21 protein-coding genes and 1 riboswitch are annotated in these 20,981 nt (G+C 66.0%); of the genes, 13 read left to right on the top strand and 8 right to left on the bottom strand.

What is annotated here, in order from left to right; translation table 11 throughout:
• Window positions 1-7 precede the first annotated feature (7 nt).
• Both AC3IMC_RS06775 and AC3IMC_RS06780 read left to right on the top strand, forming a co-directional pair.
• Window positions 8-1,534: an amino acid permease gene (locus tag AC3IMC_RS06775; protein WP_490917632.1), complete on the top strand. Its 1,527-nt coding sequence runs from the start codon at window positions 8-10 to the stop codon at window positions 1,532-1,534.
• Window positions 1,531-3,261, top strand: coding sequence for a flavin monoamine oxidase family protein (locus tag AC3IMC_RS06780; protein WP_490917633.1), 1,731 nt, complete (start codon window positions 1,531-1,533; stop codon window positions 3,259-3,261). The genes AC3IMC_RS06775 and AC3IMC_RS06780 overlap by 4 nt, the downstream gene beginning before the upstream one ends.
• Here AC3IMC_RS06780 and AC3IMC_RS06785 read toward each other — a convergent pair.
• The 3 genes from AC3IMC_RS06785 to purU all read right to left on the bottom strand — a co-directional run bounded on the left by AC3IMC_RS06785 (window position 3,258) and on the right by purU (window position 5,463).
• Entirely contained in the window at window positions 3,258-3,776 is a 519-nt protein-coding gene (locus AC3IMC_RS06785) for a gamma carbonic anhydrase family protein (RefSeq protein WP_490917634.1), read from the bottom strand. The genes AC3IMC_RS06780 and AC3IMC_RS06785 overlap by 4 nt on opposite strands.
• A 71-nt stretch (window positions 3,777-3,847) precedes the next feature.
• Window positions 3,848-4,519, bottom strand: a complete 672-nt coding sequence (locus tag AC3IMC_RS06790) for a class I SAM-dependent methyltransferase (RefSeq protein ID WP_490917635.1) — start codon at window positions 4,517-4,519, stop codon at window positions 3,848-3,850.
• A gap of 83 nt (window positions 4,520-4,602) precedes the next feature.
• Window positions 4,603-5,463 carry a formyltetrahydrofolate deformylase gene (gene purU, locus AC3IMC_RS06795; protein WP_490917636.1) on the bottom strand — a complete coding sequence of 287 codons (861 nt, stop codon included), beginning with the start codon at window positions 5,461-5,463 and terminating at the stop codon, window positions 4,603-4,605.
• A gap of 43 nt (window positions 5,464-5,506) precedes the next feature.
• Window positions 5,507-5,592: riboswitch (ZMP/ZTP riboswitch) on the top strand.
• Between the two features lie 148 nt (window positions 5,593-5,740).
• Here purU and glyA point away from each other — a divergent pair.
• From glyA to AC3IMC_RS06845, 10 genes are all read left to right on the top strand, one after another.
• Complete coding sequence (gene glyA, locus AC3IMC_RS06800; RefSeq protein WP_454481265.1) at window positions 5,741-7,039, top strand: serine hydroxymethyltransferase; 1,299 nt, start codon at window positions 5,741-5,743, stop codon at window positions 7,037-7,039.
• A gap of 3 nt (window positions 7,040-7,042) precedes the next feature.
• Window positions 7,043-7,942, top strand: a complete 900-nt coding sequence (locus AC3IMC_RS06805; RefSeq protein ID WP_490917637.1) for a bifunctional methylenetetrahydrofolate dehydrogenase/methenyltetrahydrofolate cyclohydrolase — start codon at window positions 7,043-7,045, stop codon at window positions 7,940-7,942.
• 130 nt (window positions 7,943-8,072) lie between these two features.
• Entirely contained in the window at window positions 8,073-9,050 is a 978-nt protein-coding gene (locus tag AC3IMC_RS06810) for an ABC transporter ATP-binding protein (protein WP_490917638.1), read from the top strand.
• Window positions 9,043-9,879: an ABC transporter permease gene (locus AC3IMC_RS06815; protein WP_490917639.1), complete on the top strand. Its 837-nt coding sequence runs from the start codon at window positions 9,043-9,045 to the stop codon at window positions 9,877-9,879. Before AC3IMC_RS06810 ends, AC3IMC_RS06815 begins: the two co-directional genes overlap by 8 nt.
• Window positions 9,876-10,718, top strand: a complete 843-nt coding sequence (locus AC3IMC_RS06820; protein ID WP_490917640.1) for an ABC transporter permease — start codon at window positions 9,876-9,878, stop codon at window positions 10,716-10,718. The genes AC3IMC_RS06815 and AC3IMC_RS06820 overlap by 4 nt, the downstream gene beginning before the upstream one ends.
• 78 nt (window positions 10,719-10,796) lie before the next feature.
• Entirely contained in the window at window positions 10,797-11,360 is a 564-nt protein-coding gene (locus AC3IMC_RS06825) for a hypothetical protein (protein ID WP_490917641.1), read from the top strand.
• A gap of 10 nt (window positions 11,361-11,370) precedes the next feature.
• A complete protein-coding gene (locus tag AC3IMC_RS06830) occupies window positions 11,371-12,204 on the top strand; it encodes an exodeoxyribonuclease III (protein WP_490917642.1) in 834 nt (277 codons plus the stop codon).
• A gap of 19 nt (window positions 12,205-12,223) precedes the next feature.
• Entirely contained in the window at window positions 12,224-13,267 is a 1,044-nt protein-coding gene (gene trpS, locus AC3IMC_RS06835; RefSeq protein ID WP_490917643.1) for a tryptophan--tRNA ligase, read from the top strand.
• 4 nt (window positions 13,268-13,271) lie between these two features.
• Window positions 13,272-13,970: a 2'-5' RNA ligase family protein gene (locus AC3IMC_RS06840; protein WP_490917644.1), complete on the top strand. Its 699-nt coding sequence runs from the start codon at window positions 13,272-13,274 to the stop codon at window positions 13,968-13,970.
• 58 nt (window positions 13,971-14,028) lie between these two features.
• The gene (locus AC3IMC_RS06845; RefSeq protein ID WP_490917645.1) at window positions 14,029-15,117 is read left to right on the top strand and encodes a YihY/virulence factor BrkB family protein; all 1,089 of its coding nucleotides are present in this window, start codon (window positions 14,029-14,031) and stop codon (window positions 15,115-15,117) included.
• On the opposite strand, the gene AC3IMC_RS06850 is transcribed toward AC3IMC_RS06845, so the two are convergent.
• The 5 genes from AC3IMC_RS06850 to sdhC form a co-directional block, all read right to left on the bottom strand.
• Entirely contained in the window at window positions 15,074-15,844 is a 771-nt protein-coding gene (locus AC3IMC_RS06850) for an alpha/beta hydrolase family protein (protein ID WP_490917646.1), read from the bottom strand. The two genes, AC3IMC_RS06845 and AC3IMC_RS06850, sit on opposite strands and share 44 nt — an antisense overlap.
• A gap of 166 nt (window positions 15,845-16,010) precedes the next feature.
• A complete protein-coding gene (locus AC3IMC_RS06855; protein ID WP_221384025.1) occupies window positions 16,011-16,793 on the bottom strand; it encodes a succinate dehydrogenase iron-sulfur subunit in 783 nt (260 codons plus the stop codon).
• A 1-nt stretch (window position 16,794) separates the two neighbouring features.
• Window positions 16,795-18,594, bottom strand: a complete 1,800-nt coding sequence (gene sdhA, locus AC3IMC_RS06860) for a succinate dehydrogenase flavoprotein subunit (protein WP_490917647.1) — start codon at window positions 18,592-18,594, stop codon at window positions 16,795-16,797.
• A 108-nt stretch (window positions 18,595-18,702) separates the two neighbouring features.
• The gene (locus AC3IMC_RS06865) at window positions 18,703-19,164 is read right to left on the bottom strand and encodes a succinate dehydrogenase hydrophobic membrane anchor subunit (RefSeq protein ID WP_221384023.1); all 462 of its coding nucleotides are present in this window, start codon (window positions 19,162-19,164) and stop codon (window positions 18,703-18,705) included.
• Window positions 19,165-19,167: 3 nt separating this feature from the next.
• The gene (gene sdhC / locus AC3IMC_RS06870; RefSeq protein ID WP_221384022.1) at window positions 19,168-19,548 is read right to left on the bottom strand and encodes a succinate dehydrogenase, cytochrome b556 subunit; all 381 of its coding nucleotides are present in this window, start codon (window positions 19,546-19,548) and stop codon (window positions 19,168-19,170) included.
• A gap of 265 nt (window positions 19,549-19,813) precedes the next feature.
• On the opposite strand from sdhC, the gene AC3IMC_RS06875 reads away from it, so the two are divergent.
• Entirely contained in the window at window positions 19,814-20,947 is a 1,134-nt protein-coding gene (locus AC3IMC_RS06875; protein WP_490917648.1) for a mannose-1-phosphate guanylyltransferase, read from the top strand.
• Window positions 20,948-20,981 lie beyond the last annotated feature (34 nt).

Genomic DNA, 20,981 nt, shown 5'->3' on the forward strand with positions numbered 1-20,981 from the left:
GTCAACGGTGACCGTGCCTGTGACCACTCAAAAATCCATTGCGCCGGCCGCGCCCCGGCCGCGCCTGGCTGACCAGCTCCTGCGCCGCAAACCCATCGGCCAGATGGTCCGGGAAGCTGACGGCAGCGACGGCGGTACGCCGCTGGTGCGCAGCTTCGGCGTCCTGCAGCTGACCATGATCAGCGTCGGCGCCACTCTCGGTACCGGCATCCTGGTGATCCTCGGCGAATCGGTTCCGCTGGCCGGCCCGGCCATCTGGATCTCCTTCGTGATCGCCGGCCTTGCAGCCCTGCTGTCCGCGGTGTCCTACGCCGAAATGGCCGGCCTGGTGCCGGTGGCGGGATCCAGCTACTCGTATTCCTACGCGACTATGGGAGAGGGGATGGCCTGGATCTGCGGCTGGTGCCTGGTGCTGGAATACGCAGTATCCGTGGCTGCCGTCGCGGTAGGGGCAGGCCAATATGTGAACGAGGCACTCGCTGCCTTCGGCCAGGTGCTGCCGGACGCACTGTCCCAGCCTCCCGGCGACGGCGGCCTGGTGAACATCCCGGCCGTTGCCATCGTGGTGCTGGCCATGGTCCTGCTGGTGCGCGGCGCCCGCGAAAGCGCCTGGATCAACACTGCCATCGTCGTTATCAAGGTGGGCATCCTGCTGTTCTTCTGCGCCGTTGCCTTCACCGCGTTCAATGCCGGCAACTTCGAACCGCTCCTGCCCATGGGCGCCGCGGGCGTCTCCGCCGCCGCCTCCCGCGTCTTCTTTTCGTACATCGGCTTCGATGCCGCCTCCACCGCGGGTGAGGAAGCGAAGAACCCCAAGCGGGACCTTCCCCGCGCCATCCTCCTGTCCATGGTGATCGTCACCAGCATCTATGTCCTGGTGGCAGTGGCGGCCATCGGCGCCCGGCCGTGGGGCTGGTTCGACGGAACCGAAGCCGCCCTCGTCCAGATCCTGGAGGAGCTCACCGGCCAGCCGTGGATCGCCCTCGTCTTCTCTGCCGGTGCCGTGCTGGCGATCGCCAGCATTGTGCTGACCGTCCTGTACGGCCAGACCCGCATCCTGTTGTCGATGTCCCGCGACGGCCTCGTGCCGAAGGTTTTCGGCCGCGTTTCCCCGCGGACCGGCACCCCGGCCGCCGGCACGCTGATCGTCGGCACCGCCGTCGCGCTTACCGCTGGCCTGGTCCCGCTCGGTGCGCTCGCTGACGCCACCAGCATCGGCACCCTGTTCGCCTTTGCACTGGTCAACGTTGCCGTCATCTATCTGCGACGCAACCGGCCGGACCTGGTGCGGAGCTTCCGGGTCCCGCTGTACCCGTTCACGCCCGTCCTCGGCACACTCATGTGCGCCTACTTGATGGCGAACCTGGGAGCGGACACCTGGTTCGTCTTCGGCGCCTGGATGCTGGTGGGCGCCGCCATCTACTTCGGCTATGGACGCCGGAACTCCAAGGTAGCGGCTCTCAGCGAGCTGGACTACCGTGAACTGACCGCCATGGCCCCGCGCCAGGAACCTGTGAAAGCAGAACAATCATGACCATCGCCACCGAACTGCCGGCTTTCGACCCGTCCAGCACTTCCACGCAGCCGGCGGAAGCGCCGCGCCGCGAGGGCCAGGCAGCCCCCATCACCATGCTGAATCCGGACTTCCCGTTCAGCTACGACCACTACTTGGCGCACCCCGGCGGCCTGGGATCCGTGCCGCCGGAACTGTATGGCACCGAAGTTGCCGTCATCGGCGCCGGGCTCTCCGGCCTGGTCACGGCCTATGAACTGATGAAACTGGGACTGCGGCCCGTGGTGTACGAGGCAGACCAGATCGGTGGACGGCTCCGCACCGCCGCCTTCCCGGCCGCGCCCGGAGTGGTGGCGGACCTGGGTGGCATGCGGTTCCCGGTCTCGGGCAGGGCCTTCTACCACTACGTGGACCTGCTGGGGCTGGAAACGCAGGACTTTCCCAACCCCCTCGCCGAAGCCACCTCCAGTACCGTGATCGAACTGGCAGGCAAGAAGCACTACGCGGAAAAGTCCAGCGACCTTCCACCGTTCTTCCGCGAAGTGGCGGATGCGTGGAAAGCGGCCGTCAACGACGGCGCCAAATTCGCGGAGATGCAGGATGCTATCCGTTCACGGGACACCGCGCGGATCAAGGAGCTGTGGAACGAAATGCTCCCGCTGATGGACGAGCAGACCTTCTACGGCTTCATCGCCGCCAGCGACGCCTTTAAGAAAGCGGGGTTCGCGCACCGGGAGGCCTTTGGCCAAGTGGGTTTCGGGACCGGCGGCTGGGACACCGACTTTCCCAACTCCATCCTGGAAATCCTCCGCGTGGTGTACACCGACGCGGACGACCAGCACCGCTTCATCCGTGGGGGAGCGCAGCGTCTGCCCGAGGCACTGTGGCAGCACGCGCCGTCGGACCTGGTGCACTGGCCGGCCGGCACCTCCCTTGCCTCGCTCCACTCCGGCTCCCCCCGCGGCGCCGTCGGAAGGATCAGCCGGGACCCGGACGGAAACCTGCGGGTCCGCGAACGCTGGGGCCGCGAAGCCAGCTACCCGGCCGTGGTGACCACCTGCCAATCCTGGCTGCTGTCCACCCGGATCCACACCGAGGAGGCGCTGTTCCCCGCCGAGCTGTGGACCGCCATGGAGAAATCGCACTACATGCAGTCCTCCAAAACCTTCGTCATGGTGGACCGGCCGTTTTGGAAGGACATCGACCCCGAAACCGGCAACGAGGTCCTGTCCATGACCCTGACGGACCGGCTGAACCGCGCAACGTACCTGCTGGACAACGGCCCGGACCAGCCTGCCGTCATCCTGCTCTCCTATACGTGGAATGACGATGCGCTGAAGTGGCTGGCGCTGGACGCCGACGAAAGGGTGGAACTGATGTTGCACTCGCTCGAGCAGATCTACCCGGGCGTGGACATCGCCGGCCACATTGTGGGCCAGCCCATCACCGTGTCCTGGGAGGCCGACCCCAACTTCATGGGCGCCTTCAAGGCTAACCTGCCCGGCCACTACCGCTACCAGCAGCGGCTGTTCACGCATTTCAAGCAGGACAGGCTGCCGCAATCCCAGCGCGGCATCTTCCTGGCCGGCGACGACGTCTCCTTCACCGCGGGCTGGGCGGAAGGCGCCATCACCACGGGACTGAACGCGGTGTGGGGCGTGGTGAACCACCTGGGCGGCTCGTCCGCCCCGGGCAACCCCGGCCCGGGCGACCTGCTGGATGAGTACGGCCCGATCAGCCTCGATTAGCCATGGAGGTCCCGGTGCTTCGCGGCGAGCTCCACGTAGCGCGCCGCGTTGTCCCGGACGCCGTCGAATTCTTCCTCGGTCAGTTCGCGGCGCACCTTGGCGGGCACCCCTGCCACCAGTGAGCGGGGCGGAACAACCGTTCCTTCCAGGACGACGGCGCCGGCCGCCACCAGCGAGCCGGCGCCGATCACTGCGCCGTTGAGGACCGTGGCGCCCATGCCGATCAGGCAGTCGTCTTCAACCGTGCAGCCGTGGACGACGGCGGCGTGCCCCACGCTGACCCGCTCGCCCACCGTGCAGGGGAAGCCGGGGTCGGCGTGCAGCACCACGTTGTCCTGCAGGTTGCTGCCGGCGCCGACCGTGATGGCGGCGGTGTCCGCCCGGACCGAGACGCCGTAGAAGGCGCTGGAGTTCTCGGCCAGGGTGGCGTTGCCGATGATCGACGCCGACGGGGCGATGAACGCTGAATCATGGACGGCCGGGGAGTCGCCGCCGAAAGGGTAGAGAGGAGCCATAGGTTCACCCTAAGCCACCCCTGCCTGCCCCGGCCTGGGCGTCCGATATGACTGCCGCGTCCCCACGCTACCTATTTGGGGGATGCAGGGGTGCGGAGGACCAGGAACTGGTAGTGCTGGCTCCACGCACCGCGCCCAGGGCCTGACTCGTCACCGTTGCCTTCCGGCCAGGTGCGGAAATGCTCCACCTCGCCGTGCACACCGAAGATCGACCGGACCGTGGCGTCAGTGCGCCGGCTGAAGAACCGCCGCGGCTCCTCGTCGTCCTCCGGGTTCAGTACTTCCTCGTCCCCGCCGGACCAGAGGCCGACGGCGACGGGCGCCCCGGGTGCGCAGACCCGTACCAGCTCGCTGACCACGCCGTGGATGCCGCTGTTGGGCACGTGCAGGAGGGTACTCATGGTCCACGCCGCGGAAAACGAGGCGTCCGGAAAGGGCAGGTTCCGCCCGCTGGCGACACTGGCATCAAGGCCTTTGGCGCGCGCCCGGCGGACGCTTTCCCCGGACAGGTCCACGCCGCAGTAGTGCAGCCCGGCGCGGACGAACTCGAGGCCCTCGTCGCCGGTGCCGCAGCCCAGTTCGAACACGGAATGCCGGTGTTCATCCTTGAGCAGCCGGACGAACCACTCCCGGCATTCCAAACGGTGGCGTGTGTGGGACCGGATGTTGGGGGCGGCGGCATGCCGGTCGTAGAAGACCGCCAGGTCCGCTTCATGCTCCCCGGAGTCCGGAATGCCCTGCATGGCACCAGCGTAGGACCGGGCCGTGCCAGGCCCAAGGGCAGGAGGTCCCCTAGTTGAAGACCAACGTCAGTTGAAGACCGCCGTCAGTTGAAGACCACAGTCCGGTTGCCGTCCAGCAGCACCCGGTGCTCGGCGTGCCACTGCACCGCCTGGACCAGGGTGCGGCCCTCAACGTCGCGGCCCATCTGGACGAACTGTTCCGGTGTGCGGGCGTGGTCCACCCGGATGACTTCCTGCTCGATGATTGGCCCCTCATCCAGTGCGGCTGTCACGTAGTGGGCGGTGGCGCCGATCAGCTTCACGCCGCGTGCGTGGGCCTGGTGGTAGGGCTTGGCGCCCTTGAAGGACGGCAGGAAGGAGTGGTGGATGTTGATGGCCTTGCCGGTCAGTTCGGTGCAGAGTTCGTCGGAGAGGATCTGCATGTACCGGGCCAGGACGGTCAGCTCGATGTTGTGCTCGGCGATCAGGGCGCGCAGCTTGTCCTCGGCCTGCACCTTGGTGTCCTTGGTCACGGGGATGTAGTGGAACGGGATGCCGTAGAACTCCGCAAGCCCGGCCAGGTCCCGGTGGTTGGACACGATCGCCGGGATCTCGATGGGAAGGGTTCCCGAGCGCTGCTGGAAGAGCAGGTCGTTGAGGCAGTGGGCGGAGGTGCTTGCCATCACCAGGGTGCGCACCTTCTCGCCAACGGTGTTGAGGCTCCACTGCATGGAGAACGCCTCCGCGACGGGCTCCAGCGCTGCCCGGAGTTCGGACTTGGGTGCGGCGGTGGTGACTTCGACGCGCATGAAGAAGTTGCCGGTGGCCGGGCTGCCGTACTGCTGCGAATCCATAATGTTGCACCCCGCCACCAGCAGGGCTCCGGCCACCGCGTGGACGATTCCGGGGCGGTCCGGGCAGGACAGGGTGAGGACGTACGCTTGGTTCAGCTGCTCTTGATTCACGCGTAATAGCCTACCCGCGCGGTGGACGGTGGTTTTGGTAGGCTGGAATGGTCGCAACTGGCGTTGGGTGGCTAACCACCAGGGAGCGGCAATCACGAAGACCACGGATCGTACGCCTGGGCCGAGGGTCATGTCTTGCCGGATTTGGGGCTGCACCTGCGCCAGCACCGCAGCACCATCCCGTGCGTTTCCATGCCGTGTCATCGACGCGGTGGGGAAGTGCGCCAGCCGGTAGCCTGACCTAAGCAGTGCCCGTATCCCTAGCCAGGAGTTCTTCGTGACTACTACAGCCACCTCAACCACAGACGTCAGCAACCAGCCGCTGGCTGAGCTTGACCCCGAAATCGCCGCGGTCCTGGACCAGGAGCTCGGCCGCCAGCGCGGCACCCTGGAAATGATCGCCTCCGAGAACTTCGCGCCCCGCGCCGTGATGGAAGCCCAGGGCTCCGTCCTCACCAACAAGTACGCCGAGGGTTACCCGGGCCGCCGCTACTACGGCGGCTGCGAGTACGTCGACGTCGCAGAGCAGCTGGCCATCGACCGGGTCAAGGCTCTCTTCGGTGCCGAATTCGCCAACGTCCAGCCGCACTCGGGCGCGCAGGCCAACGCTGCGGCGCTGTCAGCCATGATCACCCCCGGTGACAAGATCCTGGGCCTGTCCCTGGCACACGGCGGCCACCTGACCCACGGCATGAAGCTGAACTTCTCCGGCAAGCTGTACAACGTGGCGGCGTACCAGGTGGAAGAGGACAACTTCCGCATCGACATGGACAAGCTCCGCGAGCAGGCCATCGCCGAGAAGCCGCAGGTCATCATCGCCGGCTGGTCCGCCTACCCGCGCCACCTGGACTTCGCTGCCTTCCGCTCCATCGCCGATGAAGTGGGCGCGCTCCTCTGGACCGATATGGCACACTTCGCGGGGCTGGTGGCCGCCGGACTGCACCCGAGCCCGGTGCCGCACTCCGACGTCGTCACCTCCACCGTGCACAAGACCCTGGCCGGTCCGCGCTCGGGCGTGATCCTGGCCAAGGAGCAGTGGGCCAAGAAGCTGAACTCCAGCGTGTTCCCCGGCCAGCAGGGCGGGCCGCTGATGCACGTCATCGCCGCCAAGGCCGTGGCCTTCAAGATCGCCGGCACCCAGGAATTCAAGGAGCGCCAGGAGCGCGTCCTGGAAGGCGCGCGGATCATCGCCGACCGCCTGAACCAGGCCGACGTCGCCGAGGCAGGCGTCTCCGTCCTCACCGGCGGCACCGACGTGCACCTGGTGCTCGTTGACCTGCGCAACTCCCAGCTGGACGGCCAGCAGGCCGAGGACCTCCTGCACTCTGTTGGCATCACCGTCAACCGCAACGCCGTTCCGTTCGATCCCCGCCCGCCGATGGTCACCTCCGGCCTGCGCATCGGCACCCCGGCACTGGCCACCCGCGGCTTCGGCGCTGCCGAGTTCACCGAGGTCGCCGAGATCATCGCCACCGCCCTCAAGGCAGGCACCAGCGCCGACGTCGAGGCCCTGCAGGCCCGCGTGGACAAGCTGGCTGCCGACTTCCCGCTCTACCCGCAGCACGAGCAGTGGTAAGCAATGACTGAAACCACCACCGCACAGATCCTTGACGGCAAGGCCACCGCCGCCGCCATCAAGGCCGAGCTGACCGAACGCGTGGCCGCACTCAAGGCCAAGGGCGTCACTCCAGGCATCGCCACTGTGCTCGTTGGCGCGGACCCTGCCTCACAGCTGTACGTGTCCATGAAGCACAAGCAGTCTGTGCAGATCGGGATGAACTCCATCCAGCGCGAGCTTCCGGCGGATGCCACCCAGGAGCAGGTTGAGGCCCTCATTGACGAACTCAATGCGGACCCGGCCTGCCACGGCTACATCGTGCAGCTGCCGTTGCCCAAGCACCTGGACACGGACGCCATCCTGGAGCGCATCGATCCCGCCAAGGACGCCGACGGCCTGCACCCGACCAACCTCGGCCGGCTGGTACTGAACGTCAACAACAAGATCACCACGCCGCTGCCGTGCACTCCGCGCGGTGTCATCGAGCTCCTCGAGCGCAACGGGTACAGCCTTGCCGGCAAGCACGTTGTGGTGGTGGGCCGCGGCGTCACGATCGGCCGCTCGATCGGCCTGCTGCTCACGCGGCGGGACGTCAACGCCACGGTGACCCTGACCCACACCGGCACCACGAACCTGTCGGAGCTGCTCCGGCAGGCCGACGTGATCGTGGGTGCGGCCGGCGTCAAGCACATCGTCAAGGCTGCGGACGTCAAGCCGGGCGCGGCGCTGCTGGACGTTGGCGTCACCCGCGAAACGGATCCGGAGACGGGCAAGAGCCGCGTCTATGGTGACATCGATCCCGCCGCCGCCGAGGTGGCCGGCTGGATCTCGCCGAACCCTGGTGGCGTCGGTCCCATGACGGTTGCGCTGCTGATGACCAACGTGGTCGAAGCGGCGGAGCGCCAGGCAGGCATCGCCTAGGCACGCCAAAAAAGTACGACGGCGGCACGGCACCTTTCGCACGAAAGGCGCCGTGCCGCCGTCGGCCGTTAAACCCCGGAAACTGCGAGCCCACTTCCACGTGCGGGGCCGCTCCACTAGTGTGCGGAGGGTGCACAACGAAGCCATCCTGCCGTCCGGCACCCGGTCCGGCAGCCCATTGTCGCGCACGGCCGTCATCACCGCGGAAAGCCTCACCAAGACATACGGGGACGTGGCGGCCGTGGACGGCATCTCCTTCACGGTGACGGCGGGGGAGTCCTTCGGGCTGCTTGGGCCCAACGGCGCCGGCAAGTCCACCACCATGAAGATGATCGGCGGCGTCACCCGGCGCACGTCCGGCCGGCTCAGCATCATGGGCCTGGACCCTGACACGCACGGGCCCGAGGTCCGGGCCCACCTGGGTGTGGTGCCGCAGCAGGACAACCTGGACGAGGAACTGCGGGTCCGGGACAACCTGCTGGTGTACGGCCGCTACTTTGGGCTTCCCATGAGCTACCTGAAGCCCAAGGCGGACGAACTGCTGGAATTCGCGCAGCTGACGGACAAAGCCAGGTCCAAAGTTGACGCCCTGTCCGGCGGCATGAAGCGGCGGCTCACGATCGCCCGGTCGCTCATCAACGAACCCCGCATCCTGCTCCTGGATGAACCCACCACCGGCCTGGATCCGCAGGCACGCCACATTCTGTGGGACCGGCTGTTCCGGCTCAAGGAACAGGGCGTCACGCTGATCCTCACCACCCACTACATGGACGAAGCCGAGCAGCTCTGTGACCGGCTGATCGTGGTGGACAAGGGCCGGATCATGGCCGAGGGATCGCCCGCACAGCTGATCCGCGAACATTCCACCCGGGAGGTGGTGGAGCTGCGGTTCGGCTCGGAACGCAACTCCACGGTCGGCTCCCGTCTGGAGGGCATCGGGGAGCGCCTTGAGGTGCTGCCCGACCGGGTGCTGCTGTACGCGGACGACGGCGAGTCGGCCCTTGAGGAGGCAACGTCCCGCGGCCTGCGGCCACTGACATCCCTGGTCCGAAGGTCGTCGCTGGAGGACGTGTTCCTCCGGCTTACCGGACGGAGCCTCGTTGACTGACGTGCATCGTGTGCCGCGGGCACACAGTCCTGCGGTGGCGGCTGCCAGGGCGCGCCGCTGGGGCGCCTTCTACTATGCGGAGCAGGTGCTCCGGGTGATGAAGGGCTACACGTGGTCCATCCTGATGTACAGCGTCGGCCAGCCGGTGGCATACCTCTTCGCGATGGGGGTGGGCCTGGCTTCGCTCGTGGATACGGGCAGCGTGGCCTTTGGCGGGGTTACCTACCTCGCCTTTATCGCACCTGCGCTGCTGGTGTCAGCGGCGGTCATGACGGCGGCAAATGAATTCACGTTCCCCGTGATGGCAGGGTTTAAGTGGCGCCGGACCTACTTCGGCCCACACGCCTCACCGCTGACGCCGGGACAGATCGCCGCCGGACACATCATGGCCGTGACCCTGCGACTGCTGCTGCAGTCGGCTGTCTACTTCGCCGCCGTGGCACTGTTCGGCGCCTCGCCGTCGGGCTGGGGCTGGGCCGGAGTCTTGGTCGCCACCCTGGCGGGACTGGCCTTCGGACTGCCGCTGATGGCCTATTCCGCCTCGATCACCGAGGACAAAGGCCAGTTCGCGCTGGTGATGCGGTTCATCGTCATGCCGCTGTTCCTCTTCTCCGGGACGTTCTTCCCGCTGGACAACCTTCCGCCTGCCGTCCGCTGGATCGGGTGGCTCTCACCCATCTGGCACGGCACGGAACTGGGCCGCGTGTTCAGCTTTGGTTACGCCGAGCCCCCGCTGCTGACGGTCGTCCACGGCGCGGTCCTCTCGCTCCTTGCCGTGCTGGGCTGGCTCATGACCCGGCGGAGGTTCGCCCGAAGGATGGGACAGTGAGCACGGCCGCGTCCGGGACCGGGCAGCGCTCCGTCCCGGACGAGGCCCGGAACCGGACCTTTGGCGCGCTGTATTCGCGCAACGCCAGGGCCGTGATCTCGCGCGGGCTCATGGCCACGCGGAGCACCAACTGGCTGGTCATGGTGTCGGGGTTCTTTGAACCGGTCCTGTTCCTCGTCTCCATGGGAGTGGGGCTGGGCGCGATCGTTGGCGACGTCCAGGGACCGGATGGAACACCCATCAGCTACGCGGCCTATATCGCCCCGGCCCTGCTTGCCGTCTCGGCCATGAACGGCGCCGTGTACGACTCCACCTGGAACGTGTTCTTCAAGATGAACTTCGCCAAGCTGTACCAGGGCATGCTGTACACGTCCCTTGGCCCGCTGGACGTCGCCCTGGGGGAGATCGTCCTGGCCCTGCTGCGCGGCATGCTGTACGCCACCGGCTTCACCGCCGTCATGGGCGCCATGGGGCTGCTCACTACGGCCTGGGCGCTGCTGATGATCCCGGCATCGGTGCTGATCGCCTTCGGCTTTGCCAGCCTGGGCATGGGCATCACCAGCTTCCTCAAGACGTTCCAACAGATGGACTGGATCAACTTCATCCTGTTGCCGATGTTCCTGTTCAGCGCCACCTTCTACCCCTTGAGCGTGTACCCGGATCCCATCCAGTGGTTCATCCAGGCCATGCCGCTGTGGCATGGGGTTGAACTGTTGCGCCAGATCAGCGTGGGCAGCTTCACGGCCGCCACCCCGCTGCACATCGGCTACTACCTGGCGATGACCGCCGTCGGCATGCTCCTGACCACACTCCGCCTGCGCGGCCTGTTCCTGAAGTAGGGCAGGTCCCCGTCCGCGGCTGTTCGCCGCCGGTGGAAGCGGGACGGAGCATCCCGGACGGTTTGAGAGAATAGCTGCATGCGAACTTTGGGCAGCTCCTCGTCATCCTCCAAACCCGCCAGGGCCGGTTTTTCCATGTTCCGGATCAGCGGGCCGGGCCTGATGGTCCTGGTGACTGCGTTCATCGTGGCCGTCATCTTCGCGGCCAACCAGAACGACGTCGTGGGCTGGGTTGTTGCCGTCATCGCCGCCTTCTGGCTCGCGCTGGCCGCGTTCGTGGTCTTCAGCATCCAGAAGGCAGCAAAGAAGGCCGGGGCAAAGCTTTCCGAGGCCCAGAGCGCCTTCAACACCGCCACCGGCCGTGCGCCGTCGCGCTCCTCCGCCGACCAGGGCGGAACGCGTGTCCTCTACGAGCGCAGCGAAGCCGACGAGGTACGCGACCTGAAGCTGGACCACTCGTTCAAGATTGTCCAGGTGCAGATCCGGGTGGTGGAGGAGGAACGCGCCAAGGGCGCCGCCGCGAACCAGGACACCATCAACCGCGCCCTCGAGACCATCGAGATTACAGCCACCAACGCCCGGGACATGATCAAGTCTTCCGGCGGCAGCGGAGAACCGGTGACCGGAACCATCATCGACTAGAGTGGAGCGGGTGAGCTCGGCATTGAACAAGGACCACCTTCGCATCGCATCCGTCAACGTAAACGGCCTCCGGGCTGCCTACAAGAACGGCATGGCGGCGTGGCTGGAACCGCGCGACGTCGACATCCTCTGCCTGCAGGAAGTCCGCGCACCCGACGCGATCGTCCGGCAGCTGCTGGGGGAGGGGTGGCACATCCTGCACGCCGAGGCCGAAGCCAAGGGCCGCGCCGGCGTCGCCATCGCCTCCCGGCAGGAACCGCTGCAGACCCGGAACGGCATTGGGGACGACTACTTCGCCACCGCCGGCCGCTGGGTCGAAGCCGATTTCCGCGTGCCCGACGCCGCCGGAAATCCCGTCCAGCTCACCGTTGCCAGCGCCTACGTCCACTCCGGCGAAGTGGGCACGCCGAAGCAGGACGACAAGTTCCGCTTCCTGGATGTCATGAGCACGCGGCTGCCCGAGCTGACCAAGCACAGCGACCATGCCCTGGTGGTGGGGGACCTCAATGTCGCCCACACCCCCAAGGACATCCGGAACTCGAAGGGCAACGTGAAGAAAGCCGGCCACCTGCCGGAGGAACGGGCCTACTTCGACCGCTTCTTCGGAGAGGAGATTGGCTGGCATGACGTCCACCGCAAGCTCTCCGGCGACGTTGACGGTCCGTACACGTGGTGGTCCTGGCGCGGCAAGGCGTTCGACAACGACACCGGGTGGCGCATCGATTACCACATGGCCACCCCGGGACTGGCCGCATCAGCCATCTCGGCAGTCGTGGACCGCGCAGCCACGTGGGACACCCGCTTCTCCGATCACGCCCCGCTCGTAGTGGACTACCAGCTCTAAGCCCGAAGGTTTCCTCCCCATGACCAGCCAGACTTCACCGGCCACCAAGAAACGCATCCTCTCCGGTGCCAAGCCCACTGCCGACTCCCTGCACCTGGGGAACTACATCGGCGCCGTCCGCAACTGGGTGGACATGCAGGCCGAGTACGACGCCGTGTTCTTCATCCCGGACCTGCACGCCATCACGGTCGACTTCGACCCCACTGAGCTGGCCAAACGCACCCGCACCGTGGCGGCCCAGTACATCGCCGCCGGCATCGACCCCGACAAGAGCATCTTCTTCGTCCAGTCCCACGTGCCGGAGCACGCGCAGCTGGCCTGGGCGCTGAACTGCATCACCGGTTTCGGTGAGGCCTCTCGGATGACCCAGTTCAAGGACAAGACCCAGAAGTCCGGCGCCGATGCCGCCACGCTGGGACTGTTCGCCTACCCCACCCTGATGGCGGCGGACATCCTGCTGTACCAGACCGACCTGGTGCCTGTGGGCGAGGACCAGCGCCAGCACCTTGAACTGACCCGGAACCTGGCACAGCGCTTCAACACCCGGTTCGGGCACACCTTCACGGTTCCCGAGGCGACCATCGTCAAGGAAAGCGCCAAGATCTACGATCTGCAGAACCCCAGCGCCAAGATGTCCAAGACGGGAGAGTCCCCCAACGGGTCCATTCAGCTGCTGGAGGATCCCAAGATCGCGGCCAAGCGCATCAAGTCCGCCGTGACCGACGCCGGCACTGATATCCGCTTCGATGCCGAGGAAAAGCCCGGGGTTTCCAACCTGCTGACCATCTACTCGTCCCTGACCGGGAAGTCGGTGGCCGAACTTGAGGCTGAGTACCAGGGGAAGATGTACGGGCACCTGAAGGTGGACCTCGCCGAGGTGCTGGTGGACTTCATCACCCCGCTCCGGAACCGGACCAACGAACTGATGGCCGACCCAGCTGAGCTGGACCGGCTGCTGGCACTGGGCGCCGAACGGGCCCGCGAGATCGCCTCGGTCACCCTGGGCCAGGTGTATGACCGCATGGGGTTCCTGCCATCCATGAGCCTTGCGGGAGTCCGCTAGCGTCATGGCTTCGAGGAATGTCACCGCCAGGGGAGTCGCCTGCCAGGCCAGCCAGGCCGAGCAGGAACCCGCCACCCCGTACCCGGAGCAGTCGGGTCAGAGCGCGGCGGCAAAGCCGGCCGGACATGAAGAGATCAGCGTTGGCGTCATCCTCGGTTTTCCACCCCGGATAGCCGAGGAACTGCAGCGTTGGCGGGCTTCCTTCGGGGACCCGCTGGCGGAGGTGGTACCGGCACACATCACCCTCGTCACCACGACCCCCACCCGGGACTGGGAAGCCACCCTCCACCACGTCCGCGAGGTGGCCCGGTGCCAGAGTCCGTTCATGGTCACGATCGCAGGGACAGGAACCTTCCGGCCCGTCTCACCGGTCGTCTTCATCAAGGTGGAGGACGGCTTCGAGGAGTGCGTGGAGCTGCACCGCAAGCTCCAGCAGGGTCCGCTCCACCGGGATCTGCCCTTCGCCTACCACCCCCACGTCACGATCGCCCACGATGTCGCACCCCAAAGCCTGGACGAGGCCGAAACGGTGCTGAAAACCTACAAGGCTACCTTCCCCGTGGTTAGCATGGGACTTTACGAGCACGATGCCGAGGGCATCTGGCAGCTACGGGAAGAGCTGGACTTTGGGACCGAAACTGACAACGACGCCCGCACCCGCTTCACCGGTGCCACCGCGGACAGGACAACCGACGCCGGCTGACCAGCAGCCGCTTCCCACGGACCATGCCCGGCTGAAACTGGCAGTCATCCAAAAGCAGATGGAATGGAACCGGGCCCGCAGGGACGGCGGCAAATTCCCGGCCCTGATGGCCCTGGTCCAGTGGATCACGGCCCGCCTGAATGTCCTCCGGCCTATGCGCGCCTTCAGGCACTACAGCCTCCAGCACGGTCCGCTGCTGAGCGCAGGCATCGGCTTCAACATGTTCTTCTCCATCACCGGCCTGCTCGCCACGGGCTTCTCGGTGGCAGGCTTGGTGCTGCGCGGCCAGCCGGCACTGCTGGACACGATTATCAGCAGCGTGGCCACCAGTGCCCCGGGGCTGCTGAAGATCAACGGCGCGCCGGGACTGGTGGACCCCAAGGACCTGCTGGATCCAAACGGGCTCGGCTGGACCGCGGTGATCGGTTCCCTGGTCACGGTAGTAACCTCGCTGCGATGGATCGCGGGGGTCCGGGAGGGGCTCCGCGGGGTGCTGGAACTGCCCCCTGTACTGGTTAACCCCGTCCTGTTGAAGCTGCGCGACGCCGGCACCCTCCTCATCCTCGGCCTGGCCCTGGTCACCAGCGCCGGTGCCTCGCTGGTGTTCGGCACCGCCGCCGGCTGGGTCTCGGACTTCCTGCACCTGGATCAAACAGTGGCAGGCCCGCTGACCACCTCGGTGAAGATCACCGTCCCGCTGGTGCTGAACTGGGTGACGGCACTGGTCATGTACCGGCTGGCTGCTGCACTGAAGCTGTCCCGGAGGGCCCTCCTGGAGGGAACCATCCTGGCGGCGGTGGGCACCACCGTCCTGCAGGTGTTCAGCACAGAACTGCTCGCCGGCGCCAGCCGCAACCCGATTCTGGCACCCTTTGCCATCGTTATCGGGCTGCTGATCTGGTTCAACCTGGTCAGCCAGGTCTATTTGGTCTCGGGTGGCTGGGCAGCGGTGCGGGAGGCGGATCTCCGCAATTCGCCTGCACGGCAGGACAAAGCCATGTGGGGTGCACGCCAGGTCCAGCCGGGCAAGGTGCCCGTGCAGCCCGGCAGGCTGCCGCTGCCGCCAGGGCAGGTGCCCGTCCTGCCGGAGAACGGGACCGCAGCTACTGTTCGGCGTCGAGGTACTGGTCGGCCCAGGCGGCGATAATGCGGGCGGCGCGGGCGGCCTGGCCCTTGCCCGTCAGCAGGTGGTCGCTTCCCTCGAGCGAGACAAAGTTCCGTGGATGCCGGGCTGTCTGGAAGATCGTGCTGGCGTTTTCGATGCCCACGGTGTTGTCGGTGGGGGAGTGGAGCACCATCAACGGCTTGTGCAACTGACGGATGCAGTCCGTCAGGTCCGCATTCTCCAGGTCCTCGACGAAGTGGCGGCGGATCTCCACCCGTTTCCCGCCCAGGTCCACTTCCGCGCTGCCCTCGCTCAGGATCCTGTCCAGCGCGGCATCGAAGACGTGGGCCACATGCTTCGGCGAGAAGGGCGCCCCAACGGTAGCGACGGCGTCGAGCTCGGGAATCTCCCGCGCGGCAGCGAGCACGGCAGCACCGCCGAAGGAGTGGCCCACCAGCAGCGAGATTTCCTTGCCTTGGCTGCGCATGAACTCGGCGGCCTTCACGGTGTCCGCCACCTTGTGGCTGAACGAGCCCGCTGACCATTCGCCGGCCGAGCCGCCGAGCCCCAGGTTGTCGAAGCGCAGCATGCCCACGCCGCTGTTCGCCAGTGCCTTGCACATGCGGGACGCTGAAGGACTGTCCTTGCCCAGGGTGAAACCGTGCGAAAAGACACCCCAGCCCTTGACGGGCCCCTCCGGCACGTCAATGATGCCGGAAAGCATCTCCCCCGTGGAGCCTTCGAAGCTGACTTTTTCCGAGCGGGACACGGTGTCCCCTTTCTATCGACGTTCGGCTTGCTCTATCAGTTGTGGTCCCTAAAAGGCCTTCTTGGGGGCCAGAACTGATAGAGCATCCGGCGGATTTGGTGCGGATACGACGACGGCGCCGCATCCCCGGGTGGGGGAGGGCGCCGTCGTCCGCTGCGATCCTTGGTCAGATCTTGCGGGAGAGGATGGCCTGCTTGACTTCGGCGATGGCCTGGGTCACCTGGATGCCGCGCGGGCATGCTTCGGAGCAGTTGAAGGTGGTGCGGCAGCGCCACACGCCTTCCTTGTCGTTGAGGATTTCCAACCGCATGTCGCCGGCGTCATCACGGGAATCGAAGATGAAGCGGTGGGCGTTGACGATGGCGGCGGGGCCGAAGTACTGGCCGTCGGTCCAGAACACCGGGCAGGAGGACGTGCACGCAGCGCACAGGATGCACTTGGTGGTGTCGTCGAAGCGCTCACGGTCCTCGGCGGACTGCAGGCGTTCCCGGGTGGGCTCGTGGCCCTTGTTGATCAGGAACGGCATGACCTCGCGGTAGGACTGGAAGAACGGCTCCATGTCCACGATGAGGTCCTTCTCCACCGGCAGGCCCTTGATGGGTTCGACCGTGATGGGCTTGGAGGTGTCCAGGTCCTTCAGGAGGGTCTTGCAGGCGAGGCGGTTGCGGCCGTTGATGCGCATGGCGTCGGACCCGCACACGCCGTGGGCGCAGGAGCGGCGGAAGGACAGGCTTCCGTCCATCTCCCACTTCACCTTGTGCAGGGCATCCAGGACACGGTCCGTGCCGTACATGGTGAGGTGGAAGTCGTCCCAGGTAGCTTCCCCGGATACTTCCGGGTTGTAGCGGCGGACCCGCAGGTGCACATCGAAGGTGGGGATTTCCCCGCCCCCGCCGACGCCGGCAGGCAGTTCAACCTTGGAGGCTGGCTCAGCGATTTCAGCGGACATCTTAGTACTTCCTCACCATCGGCTCGTAGCGGGTAAAGACAACCGGCTTGGTGGCAAGCCGGATTCCGGCGATTGCTTCCGCCGATCCGTCCGCCGGCGCGTGGTCATCCTTGTACGCCATGGAGTGCTTCATGAATTTCTCGTCGTCACGCTCGGGGAAGTCCTCGCGGAAGTGTCCACCGCGGGATTCCTCGCGGTGCAGGGCGGCCACGGTCATGACCTTGGCCAGTTCCAGCAGGAAGCCAAGCTCAACGGCCTCCAGCAGGTCCAGGTTGAACCGCTTGCCCTTGTCCTGGACGTTGATGCGCTTGTACCGCTCCTCGAAGGATGCGATGTCGCGCAGCACCTGGTTCAGCGTGTCCGCCGTGCGGAACACCTGCATGTTGGCGTCCATGGTGTCCTGCAGTTCCTTGCGGATCTGCGCCACCTTCTCGTCGCCGGTGCCGTTGCGGGCAATGTCCAGCAGTTCGGTGGTGTAGGCCAGGGGGTTTTCCGGCAGTTCCACGAACTGGGCAGTCTTGGCGTACTCGGCGGCGGCGATGCCGGCGCGCTTTCCGAACACGTTGATGTCCAGCAGGGAGTTGGTGCCGAGGCGGTTGGAGCCGTGGACCGAAACGCAGGCCACTTCACCGGCCGCGAAGAGGCCGGGAACAACGGTGTTGCTGTCCTGGAGGACTTCGGTTTCGATGTTCGTGGGGATGCCGCCCATGGCGTAGTGGGCGGTGGGGAACACCGGGACGGGCTCGGTGTACGGTTCCACGCCCAGGTAGGTGCGGGCGAACTCGGTGATGTCCGGAAGCTTGGCGTCGATGTGCGCCGGTTCCAGGTGGGTCAGGTCGAGGAGGACGTAGTCCTTGTTCGGGCCGCAGCCGCGGCCTTCGCGGACTTCGTTGGCCATGGAGCGTGCCACGATGTCGCGGGGCGCCAGGTCCTTGATGGTGGGGGCGTAGCGCTCCATGAACCGCTCACCCTCGGAGTTGCGCAGGATGGCGCCTTCACCGCGGGCGGCTTCGGAGAGCAGGATGCCCAGGCCGGCCAAGCCGGTCGGGTGGAACTGGAAGAACTCCATGTCCTCCAGCGGGATGCCCCGGCGGAAGGCGATGCCCATGCCGTCACCGGTCAGGGTGTGCGCGTTGGAGGTGGTCTTGAACACCTTGCCCGCGCCGCCGGAAGCGAACACCACGGACTTGGCCTGGAATACGTGCAGTTCGCCGGAGGCGAGGTCGTAGGACACGACGCCGGCCACGCGCTTCTGCTTGTAGGGGGTGCCGTCTTCACGGACAGCATCCTCTTCGACCGTCAGCAGGTCCAGGACGTAGTACTCGTTGTAGAACTCAACGTTGTGCTTGACGCAGTTTTGGTACAGGGTCTGCAGGATCATGTGACCCGTGCGGTCCGCGGCGTAGCACGCCCGGCGGACCGGTGCCTTGCCGTGGTCCCGGGTGTGGCCGCCGAAGCGGCGCTGGTCGATGCGGCCTTCGGGCGTGCGGTTGAACGGCAGGCCCATCTTTTCCAGGTCCAGCACGGCGTCGATGGCTTCCTTGGCCATGACCTCGGCGGCGTCCTGGTCCACCAGGTAGTCGCCGCCCTTAACGGTGTCGAACGTGTGCCATTCCCAGTTGTCTTCCTCGACGTTGGCCAGGGCTGCACACATGCCACCCTGCGCCGCACCGGTGTGCGAGCGGGTGGGGTAGAGCTTGGTCAGTACTGCTGTGCGCGCGCGCTGACCGGACTCGATCGCGGCGCGCATGCCAGCGCCACCGGCACCGACGATGACGACGTCGTACTTATGGACCTGCATACCAGACGCTCTTTCTCTCAAAATTCGCAATAAAACAACGGGGCGGCGTTGCCTGCTCCGCAAAACAGGGCCCGCGGGAATGCCCGCGGGCCCGGGGTTGTGCCAGTGCTAGGCCGGGCAGAATCCACCCGGAAGGGCAACACCGTCGACGACGGGGCAGGGGTTGAAGGTAAAGATGACCAGGGTGCCCAGGAGGATGATGACCACGGCGGCTGCGTAGAGAACGGTCTTCAGCCAACGGCGGGTTGAAGACTTCTCGGCGTAGTCGTTGATGATGGTCCGCACGCCGTTGGTGCCGTGCAGCATGGCCAGCCACAGCATGGCAAGGTCCCAGAACTGCCAGAACGGGTCCGCCCACTTGCCGGCCACGAAGCCGAAGTCGATGGCGTGGATGCCTTCGCCCACCATCAGGTTCACAAAGAGGTGGCCGAAGATGAGGACCACCAGGACCACGCCTGACAGGCGCATGAACAGCCAGGCGATCATCTCGAAGTTGCCCTTGGAACCACCGCTGCGGCGGTACTGGGGCGCGATCCGCCCGCTGCGGGGGCTCTCGATCGTTGCAGTCATGGCTTAGTGACCTCCGAGGGCGAGGGACAGGTGGCGGATGGAGAAGGCGACCATGGTCACGATCCAGAGGGCCAGCACTGCCCACAGCATCTGCCGCTGGTACTTGGCGCCCTTCTTCCAGAAGTCGACCGCAATGATCCGCAGGCCGTTGAAGGCGTGGAACACGATGGCGGCAACGAGGCCGGTCTCGCCCAGCGCCATCAGGGGATTCTTGTATGCACCGATTACAGCGGTGTAGGCCTCGGGTGACACACGCACCAAGGAGGTGTCCAGAACGTGGACCAACAAGAAGAAAAAGATCACTACACCGGTAATGCGGTGTCCTACCCAGGACCACATGCCTTCACGGCCGCGGTACAAGGTGCCAGCTGGTTTTGTCGGCACTGATAAACCTCCCTGCAACACAGCGGCGCTGGCATGAGATCCACGCGGGGGGAACGCCTGCTGCGAGAGCACTCGTAGCTCAGGCCTAAATCTAGGCTCCGCTAACAGCTTATTCAATTTGGGAGTTCCTTGCTGCCCAATAGTGGCGCGGATTTTCCGAATTTATGAGACGAACGCCACACTGTGCGGGTGCGTTCGTGCGACAGTGTGTCCCGGCAGCAGTGGCAAAGGGAGGCCGTTGTGCCCGTCGGCTAAAGTAGCGGTGATGAGTACAGACAAAGTGACAAGCCCGGTATCGCCCCTTGACCGCTTCGTTGCGGTGATCCCGGCAGGCGGAGTGGGGACCCGCCTCTGGCCCCTGTCACGTGCAGCAGCTCCCAAGTTCCTTCACGACCTCACGGGCTCGGGCAGCACTTTGCTGCGCGCCACGTATGACCGGCTGCACCCGCTGGCGGCCAGCCGGATGCTGGTCGTCACCGGCCAGGCCCACCGCGAGGCGGTGTGCCGGCAGCTTCCCGAGATCCACGATGCCGACCTTGTCCTGGAATCCGAGCCCAAGGATTCGGCTGCCGCCATCGGCCTTGCGGCAGCCATCCTGCATGAGCGCGACCCCGACACGATCATGGGGTCCTTCGCGGCGGACCAGGTCATCAGCCCCGACCACCTCTTCCAGCAGGCGGTCCGGGAGGCGATCCACACTGCCGCGGCAGGCAAGATCGTGACCATCGGCATCAAACCCACGCACCCTTCCACCGGGTTCGGATACATCCGCTCCGGAAAAGCGCTCCATGTAGACGGTGCGCCCAGCGCGCACGACGTGGTCGAGTTCGTCGAAAAGCCGGATGAGGTCGTGGCGCAGCAGTATGTGGACAGCGGTGACTACGTGTGGAACGCCGGCATGTTCGTGGCACCGGTTGCGCTGATGCTCAAGCACCTGGAAGCCAACCAGCCCCAGCTGTTCCAGGGCCTGCAGGAGATTGCGCGGGCATGGGACACCCCCGAACGTGATGAGGTCACGGCACGGGTCTGGCCCACCCTGCCGAAGATCGCCATTGACTACGCCGTGGCCGAGCCTGCCGCGGAAGCCGGGGACGTCGCCGTCGTGCCCGGGACCTTCCGCTGGGACGACGTCGGTGACTTCGCTTCCGTTGGCCGGCTCAACAGTGCCAAGGAAGTCGATGCTGTCACCGTGCTCGGTGAAGGCGCCCGCGTGTTCACGGAGAACTCCAGCGGAGTGGTCGTCACCGACACCAAGCGCGTCATCGCCCTGATCGGGATCGAAGACGTCGTCATCGTGGACACTCCGGACGCCCTGCTGGTGACCACCATGGCCAATTCGCAGCGTGTCAAGGCTGCTGTTGACGCCCTCAAGGCCAGCGGCGACACGGACGTCCTCTGACCGTTTCCTGCCGGCGCGGGCAGTGCCGGCAGGA

The organism is Arthrobacter sp. E70, from assembly GCF_058266945.1.

What these genes read in the sequence shown, in the direction of transcription:
- AC3IMC_RS06825 (WP_490917641.1), top strand. Translation starts at nt 10,797, where the DNA reads ATGCGAACTTTGGGCAGCTCCTCGTCATCCTCCAAACCCGCCAGGGCC.
- AC3IMC_RS06805 (WP_490917637.1), top strand. Translation starts at nt 7,043, where the DNA reads ATGACTGAAACCACCACCGCACAGATCCTTGACGGCAAGGCCACCGCC.
- AC3IMC_RS06865 (WP_221384023.1), bottom strand. Translation starts at nt 19,164, where the DNA reads ATGACTGCAACGATCGAGAGCCCCCGCAGCGGGCGGATCGCGCCCCAG.
- trpS (WP_490917643.1), top strand. Translation starts at nt 12,224, where the DNA reads ATGACCAGCCAGACTTCACCGGCCACCAAGAAACGCATCCTCTCCGGT.
- AC3IMC_RS06845 (WP_490917645.1), top strand. Translation starts at nt 14,029, where the DNA reads ATGGAATGGAACCGGGCCCGCAGGGACGGCGGCAAATTCCCGGCCCTG.
- AC3IMC_RS06780 (WP_490917633.1), top strand. Translation starts at nt 1,531, where the DNA reads ATGACCATCGCCACCGAACTGCCGGCTTTCGACCCGTCCAGCACTTCC.
- sdhA (WP_490917647.1), bottom strand. Translation starts at nt 18,594, where the DNA reads ATGCAGGTCCATAAGTACGACGTCGTCATCGTCGGTGCCGGTGGCGCT.
- AC3IMC_RS06855 (WP_221384025.1), bottom strand. Translation starts at nt 16,793, where the DNA reads ATGTCCGCTGAAATCGCTGAGCCAGCCTCCAAGGTTGAACTGCCTGCC.
- AC3IMC_RS06785 (WP_490917634.1), bottom strand. Translation starts at nt 3,776, where the DNA reads ATGGCTCCTCTCTACCCTTTCGGCGGCGACTCCCCGGCCGTCCATGAT.
- AC3IMC_RS06840 (WP_490917644.1), top strand. Translation starts at nt 13,272, where the DNA reads ATGGCTTCGAGGAATGTCACCGCCAGGGGAGTCGCCTGCCAGGCCAGC.
- AC3IMC_RS06790 (WP_490917635.1), bottom strand. Translation starts at nt 4,519, where the DNA reads ATGCAGGGCATTCCGGACTCCGGGGAGCATGAAGCGGACCTGGCGGTC.
- AC3IMC_RS06875 (WP_490917648.1), top strand. Translation starts at nt 19,814, where the DNA reads ATGAGTACAGACAAAGTGACAAGCCCGGTATCGCCCCTTGACCGCTTC.